This window comes from Pseudomonas sp. EGD-AK9 (assembly GCF_000465935.2).
Lineage (GTDB): Bacteria > Pseudomonadota > Gammaproteobacteria > Pseudomonadales > Pseudomonadaceae > Aquipseudomonas.
Map to the genome: position 1 here is coordinate 1 of NZ_AVOF01000210.1, position 5,770 is coordinate 5,770.

A 5,770-nucleotide genomic window follows, 5' to 3' on the forward strand; every position below is an offset into this window, starting at 1 on the left:
GGGGCCTGTGCGCTGATCGCCGCGCTGTCGGCCGCCGGCCTGCCGTCGGATCGCTTCATCTTCGAGGGTTTTCTGCCGGCCAAGGCCGTGGGGCGGCGCGCGCGCCTGGAGCAGGTGCGCGAGGAGCCGCGCACGCTGATCTTCTACGAGGCGCCGCACCGGATTCTCGAGTGCCTGGAGGATATGCGTGCGGTGTTCGGCGACGAGCGTCCGGCGCTGTTGGCCCGCGAGCTGACCAAGACCTTCGAGACCCTCAAGGGCCTGCCGCTGGCCGAACTGTGCGCCTGGGTGGCCGGCGACAGCAATCAGCAGCGCGGCGAGTGCGTGGTGCTGGTAGCCGGCTGGCAGGCGCCGGAAGGCGAGGAGGCGGTCAGCACCGAGGCGCTGCGGGTGCTCGACCTGCTGCTGGCGGAAATGCCGCTCAAGCGCGCGGCGGCGTTGGCCGCCGAGATCACCGGGGTGCGTAAGAACCTGCTCTACCAGGTGGCGCTGACGCGCCAGGGATGAGCTCGCTCCTGCAGGGGGCAGGCTGCTTTTTCTTGCAGCTTGTGGCTTGCCGCTTGCGGCTTTGTTACCCTTGCCGGCGGAGAGTCGATCGGACAGTCGCTGCCTTCGCAAGAAGGGGGAGGAAAGTCCGGGCTCCATAGGGCGGAGTGCCAGGTAACCCCTGGGAGGCGCGAGCCTACGGAAAGTGCCACAGAAAATAACCGCCTAAGCGCTTCGGCGCCGGTAAGGGTGAAAAGGTGCGGTAAGAGCGCACCGCGCGGCTGGCAACAGTCCGTGGCTAGGTAAACCCCACTCGGAGCAAGACCAAATAGGGTTCCATTGGCGTGGCCCGCGCTGGAACCGGGTAGGTTGCTAAAGGCGTGCAGTGATGTACGTCGTAGAGGAATGACTGTCCTCGACAGAACCCGGCTTACAGATCGACTCTCCACCTCTTTTTCCCCTCGATTTGCGCTTTTACTTCCCGCCTTTCTAATACCGAAAAAATCTTACTCTTAACAAATTACTTTAAGTTCGAATTTCAGCTCTCTGGAATAGCTGGTTTTTGTCTCTCGACTACCCCTTCCGGCATCGCTTTTTTCCTCGCTTTCGTTCGCTAAATCTCCGTCCTGTAAGGATTTTTCCCTTCTGGCGCGCCTTGACGGTGGGGCATACGCATTCCTATAGTGTGCGCAAGTGGTGAGAAGTGGCATGAAGTGGGTTTTTTTGGGCATGGAAAGCTAATTACAGGGGAAGCGCAGCCGTGTTTCGCGGAGCTAACGCCATCAGTCTCGACGCCAAAGGGCGCCTCGCGATGCCGAGTCGGTATCGCGACGAGCTCGTTTCGCGTTGTGCCGGCCAGCTCATCGTCACCATCGATGCCGTCGACCCCTGCCTCTGTGTCTACCCGCTGGCCGAATGGGAGCTGATCGAGAACAAGCTGCGCGAACTGGCCTCCTTCCGTGAAGAGAACCGCCGCCTGCAGCGCCTGCTGATCGGCAACGCCGTCGACCTCGAGCTGGATGCCAGCGGCCGTTTCCTGGTGCCGCCGCGCCTGCGCGAGTACGCCAAGCTGGACAAGCGGGCGATGCTCGTCGGCCAGCTCAACAAGTTTCAACTCTGGGACGAAGATACCTGGAATGCCGTAGCCGAAGCCGATCTGGCCGCCATCAAGCAGCCCGGCGCCCTTTCCGACGACTTGCGTGACCTGATCCTGTGACCATGACCGATAGCACCTTGCGCCATATCACCGTGCTGCTCGACGAGGCCGTCGAGGGGCTCGCCGTGCGCGCCGGCGGCTGCTACTTGGACGGCACCTTCGGTCGCGGCGGGCACAGTCGGCTGATCTTGCAGAAGCTCGGCCCGGACGGGCGGCTCCTGGGGTTCGACAAGGACCCCCTGGCGATAGCCACCGGGGAAGCATTGGCGGCCGAAGACGGCCGCTTTGTCGTTGTGCAGCGCAGTTTTGCGGAACTCGGCGAGGAAGTCGCTGTCCGCGGCCTGGTCGGCAAGGTCGCCGGCATCCTGCTGGACCTCGGCGTGTCGTCGCCGCAGCTGGACGATCCCGAGCGCGGCTTCAGCTTCCTCAACGACGGCCCGCTGGATATGCGCATGAACCCCGCAGTGGGCGTCAGCGCGGCGGACTGGATCGCCACGGCCGCCGAAGACGAGATCGCCCGCGTGCTCAAGGACTACGGCGAAGAGCGTTTCGCCAAGCGCATGGCGCGTGCCGTGGTGCAGCGCCGCGAGCAGCAGCCCTTTACCCGCACCGCCGACCTGGCGCAGGTGCTGACCGTGGCCAACCCGGCCTGGGAGAAGGGCAAGAACCCGGCGACCCGCGCTTTCCAGGGCATTCGTATCTATATCAACAACGAGTTGGGCGACCTCGAGCGCGGCCTCGACGCGGCGCTGGAAGCGCTGGAAGTCGGCGGTCGCCTGGTGGTGATCAGCTTCCACTCGCTGGAAGACCGCATCGTCAAGCAGTTCATGAAGCGCCAGGCTAAGGGCGAGGCGGACAAGCTGCCGCGCGACCTGCCGATCATCCCCAAGGCCTTCGAGCCGCGCCTGAAGCTGATCGGCAAGCCGGTCTTCGCCGGCGAAGCCGAGCTCAAGGCCAACCCGCGCTCGCGCAGCGCGGTGATGCGCATCGCGGAGAAACTGCGGTGAACCTGCGTCTCGGCAAGACCATGCCCAGCGGCAGCCTGCTGATGCTGGTGCTGTTCATCGCGGTGCTGCTGTCGGCCCTGGCGGTGTCCTACAGCGCGCACTGGAACCGCCAGCTGCTCAACGAGTTGTACGGTGAGCTCAGCGTGCGCGACAAGGCGCAGGCCGAGTGGGGCCGACTGATTCTCGAACAAAGCACCTGGACCGCGCACAACCGCATCGAGGCGCTGGCCAGCGAGCGGCTGCAGATGCGCATTCCCGACCCCGCCGAAGTGCGCATGGTGCAGCCATGATCGGCCTCGAAGGCGCGCTCTACCCCTGGCGCTTCCGCCTGGTGCTGGCCCTGCTGGCGCTGATGGTCGGCGCCATCGCCTGGCGCATGCTCGACCTGCAGGTGCTCGACCACGATTTCCTCAAGGCCCATGGCGATGCGCGCAGCGTGCGGCATATCCCGATTCCTGCGCACCGCGGCCTGATCACCGACCGCAACGGCGAGCCACTGGCGGTGAGCACCCCGGTCACCACCCTGTGGGCCAATGGCAAGGAACTGCAGGCCGGGCGCGAGCGCTGGCCGGCGCTGGCCGCCGCCCTGGGCCAGGAGCCCAAGGCCTTCGCCGAGCGCCTGCAGCAGAACAAGGAGCGCGAGTTCATGTACCTGGTGCGCGGCCTGACCCCGGAGAAGGGCCAGAGCGTGCTCGACCTCAAGGTACCGGGTGTCTACGCCATCGAGGAGTTCCGCCGCTTCTACCCGGCCGGCGAAGTGGCGGCCCATGTGGTCGGCTTCACCGATATCGACGACCGCGGCCGCGAAGGCATGGAGCTGGCCTATGAAGAATGGCTGGCCGGCGTGCCGGGCAAGCGCCAGGTGCTCAAGGATCGCCGCGGCAAGCTGATCAAGGACGTCCAGGTCGCGCAGAACGCCAAGGCCGGCAAGGCCTTGGCGTTGTCCATCGACCTGCGTCTGCAGTACCTGGCCCATCGCGAGCTGCGCAACGCGCTGCTGGAACACGATGCCAAGGCCGGCAGCCTGGTGATGGTCGACGTCAAGACCGGCGAAGTGCTGGCCATGGTCAACCACCCCACCTACAACCCCAACAACCGGCGCAACCTGACCCCGGCGGCGATGCGCAATCGCGCCATGATCGACGTGTTCGAGCCCGGCTCGACCATCAAGCCGCTGTCGATGGCCGCCGCCCTGGAGACCGGACGCTGGAAGCCCAGCGATATCGTCCAGGTGGGCAACGGCACGCTGCAGATCGGCCGTTACAACATCCGCGACGTGTCCCGCACCCAGGGCCCGGCGCTGGATCTGCCCGGCATCCTGATCAATTCCAGTAACGTCGGCATGAGCAAGATCGCCTTCGACGTCGGCGGCGAGCAGCTCTACGAAGTATTCAGCAAGCTGGGCTTCGGTCGCGACACCGGTCTGGGCTTTCCCGGCGAGCGGGTCGGCAATCTGCCCAACCACCGCCAGTGGCGCCAGGCCGAGACCGCCACGCTGTCCTACGGCTACGGCCTGTCGGTGACCGCGGTGCAGCTGGCCCACGCCTACGCCGCGCTGGGCAACGGCGGCGGCATGGTGCCGCTGTCGATGATCCGCGTGGACAGCACGCCGGGCTCGATGCAGGTGGTGCCGCCCGAGGTGGCCAAGACCCTGCAGGGCATGTTGCAACAGGTCATCGAGTCCCCGCGCGGGGCCGTTCGCGCCCAGGTGCCGGGCTACCACGTGGCCGGCAAGAGCGGTACGGCGCGCAAGACCAGCGTCGGTACCAAGGGCTACCAGGCCAACTCCTACCGTTCGCTGTTCGCCGGCTTCGCCCCGGCGCAGAACCCGCGCATCGCCATGGTGGTGGTGGTCGACGAGCCCGGCAAGGGCGCCTATTACGGCGGCCTGATCTCCGCGCCGGTATTCAGCCGGGTGATGGCCGGTTCGCTGCGCCTGATGAATATCGCGCCGGACAACCTGCCGCCGCCGGAGCAGAAGGTAGCCGCCATGACCCAGGGAGGGCGCAACTGATGCCCATGCCACTCAATCAATTGCTGCCGGCCGCCGAGAGCGCCGTGCTGATTCGCGAACTGACCCTGGATAGCCGCAAGGTGCGCCCGGGCGACCTGTTCCTCGCCGTGCCCGGCACCCAGCAGGATGGCCGCGTGCATATCGCCGACGCCGTCGCCCGCGGCGCCGCCGCGGTGGCCTACGAGGCCGAAGGGGCTGCCCCCATGCACGCCGAAACTGCGGTGCTGGTGCCGGTCAAGGGGCTGGCCGGCCAGCTGTCGGCCATCGCCGGGCGCTTCTATGGTGAGCCGAGCCGCGGCCTGCACCTGGTCGGCATCACCGGCACCAACGGCAAGACCAGCGTCAGCCAGCTGCTGGCCCAGGCGCTGGACCTGCTCGGCCAGCGTTGCGGCATCGTCGGTACCCTGGGCAACGGTTTCCACGGCGCGCTGGAACAGGGCAAGCACACCACGCCCGACCCGGTCGGGGTGCAGGCCACCCTGGCCGGCCTCAAGCAGGCCGGTGCCCGTGCGGTGGCCATGGAAGTGTCCTCCCACGGCCTGGATCAGGGCCGAGTGGCGGCGCTGGAGTTCGACGTCGCGGTGTTCACCAACTTGTCGCGCGACCACCTCGATTACCACGGCGACATGCAGGCCTACGGTGCGGCCAAGGCCAAGCTGTTCGCCTGGCCGAACCTGCGTTGTCGGGTGATCAATCTGGATGACGCCTTCGGTCAGGAGTTGGCGCAGCAGGTGCATGATTCGCGCCTGATCGGCTACAGCCTGAGCGACGCCAACGCCTTCGTTTATTGCAGCGAAGCGCAGTTCGATGATCATGGCGTACGTGCGCGCCTGGTCACCCCGCGTGGCGAAGGCATGCTGCGCAGCAACCTGCTCGGCCGCTTCAACCTGAGCAACCTGCTGGCGGTGGTCGGCGCGCTGCTGGGCATGGACTACGGCCTCGACGAGATTCTCCAGGTGCTGCCGCAGCTGCAGGGGCCGGCCGGGCGCATGCAGCGCCTCGGCGGCGGCGACCGGCCGTTGGTGGTGGTGGATTACGCGCACACCCCGGACGCCCTGGAGAAGGTGCTCGAGGCCATGCGCCCGCACGTGCGCGGGCGGCTGATCT

6 protein-coding genes and 1 other RNA gene are annotated in these 5,770 nt (G+C 66.6%); all 7 read left to right on the forward strand.

The features are described from left to right. Positions 1-507, forward strand: a 507-nt coding sequence (locus N878_RS11130; protein WP_021443733.1) for an SAM-dependent methyltransferase, incomplete at its 5' end; no start/stop codon positions are given. Between the two features lie 80 nt (positions 508-587). Beyond that, positions 588-935: RNase P RNA component class A (gene rnpB, locus N878_RS11160), an RNA gene on the forward strand. Positions 936-1,246: 311 nt separating this feature from the next. Continuing rightward, positions 1,247-1,702: a division/cell wall cluster transcriptional repressor MraZ gene (mraZ, locus tag N878_RS11135; RefSeq protein WP_031303041.1), complete on the forward strand. Its 456-nt coding sequence runs from the start codon at positions 1,247-1,249 to the stop codon at positions 1,700-1,702. 2 nt (positions 1,703-1,704) lie between these two features. Beyond that, positions 1,705-2,649 carry a 16S rRNA (cytosine(1402)-N(4))-methyltransferase RsmH gene (gene rsmH / locus N878_RS11140; RefSeq protein ID WP_021443735.1) on the forward strand — a complete coding sequence of 315 codons (945 nt, stop codon included), beginning with the start codon at positions 1,705-1,707 and terminating at the stop codon, positions 2,647-2,649. A 20-nt stretch (positions 2,650-2,669) separates the two neighbouring features. Then, positions 2,670-2,939, forward strand: a complete 270-nt coding sequence (ftsL, locus tag N878_RS11145) for a cell division protein FtsL (protein WP_031303043.1) — start codon at positions 2,670-2,672, stop codon at positions 2,937-2,939. Beyond that, entirely contained in the window at positions 2,936-4,663 is a 1,728-nt protein-coding gene (locus tag N878_RS11150) for a penicillin-binding protein 2 (RefSeq protein ID WP_021443737.1), read from the forward strand. The genes ftsL and N878_RS11150 overlap by 4 nt, the downstream gene beginning before the upstream one ends. Continuing rightward, the coding region (locus N878_RS11155; RefSeq protein ID WP_021443738.1) for a UDP-N-acetylmuramoyl-L-alanyl-D-glutamate--2,6-diaminopimelate ligase at positions 4,663-5,770 on the forward strand (1,108 nt) is incomplete at its 3' end. The genes N878_RS11150 and N878_RS11155, both read left to right, overlap by 1 nt.

Excerpts from the sequence above, each read along its gene's own strand:
- N878_RS11150 (WP_021443737.1), top strand. The coding sequence starts at position 2,936 with ATGATCGGCCTCGAAGGCGCGCTCTACCCCTGGCGCTTCCGCCTGGTG.
- ftsL (WP_031303043.1), top strand. The coding sequence starts at position 2,670 with ATGCCCAGCGGCAGCCTGCTGATGCTGGTGCTGTTCATCGCGGTGCTG.
- rsmH (WP_021443735.1), top strand. The coding sequence starts at position 1,705 with ATGACCGATAGCACCTTGCGCCATATCACCGTGCTGCTCGACGAGGCC.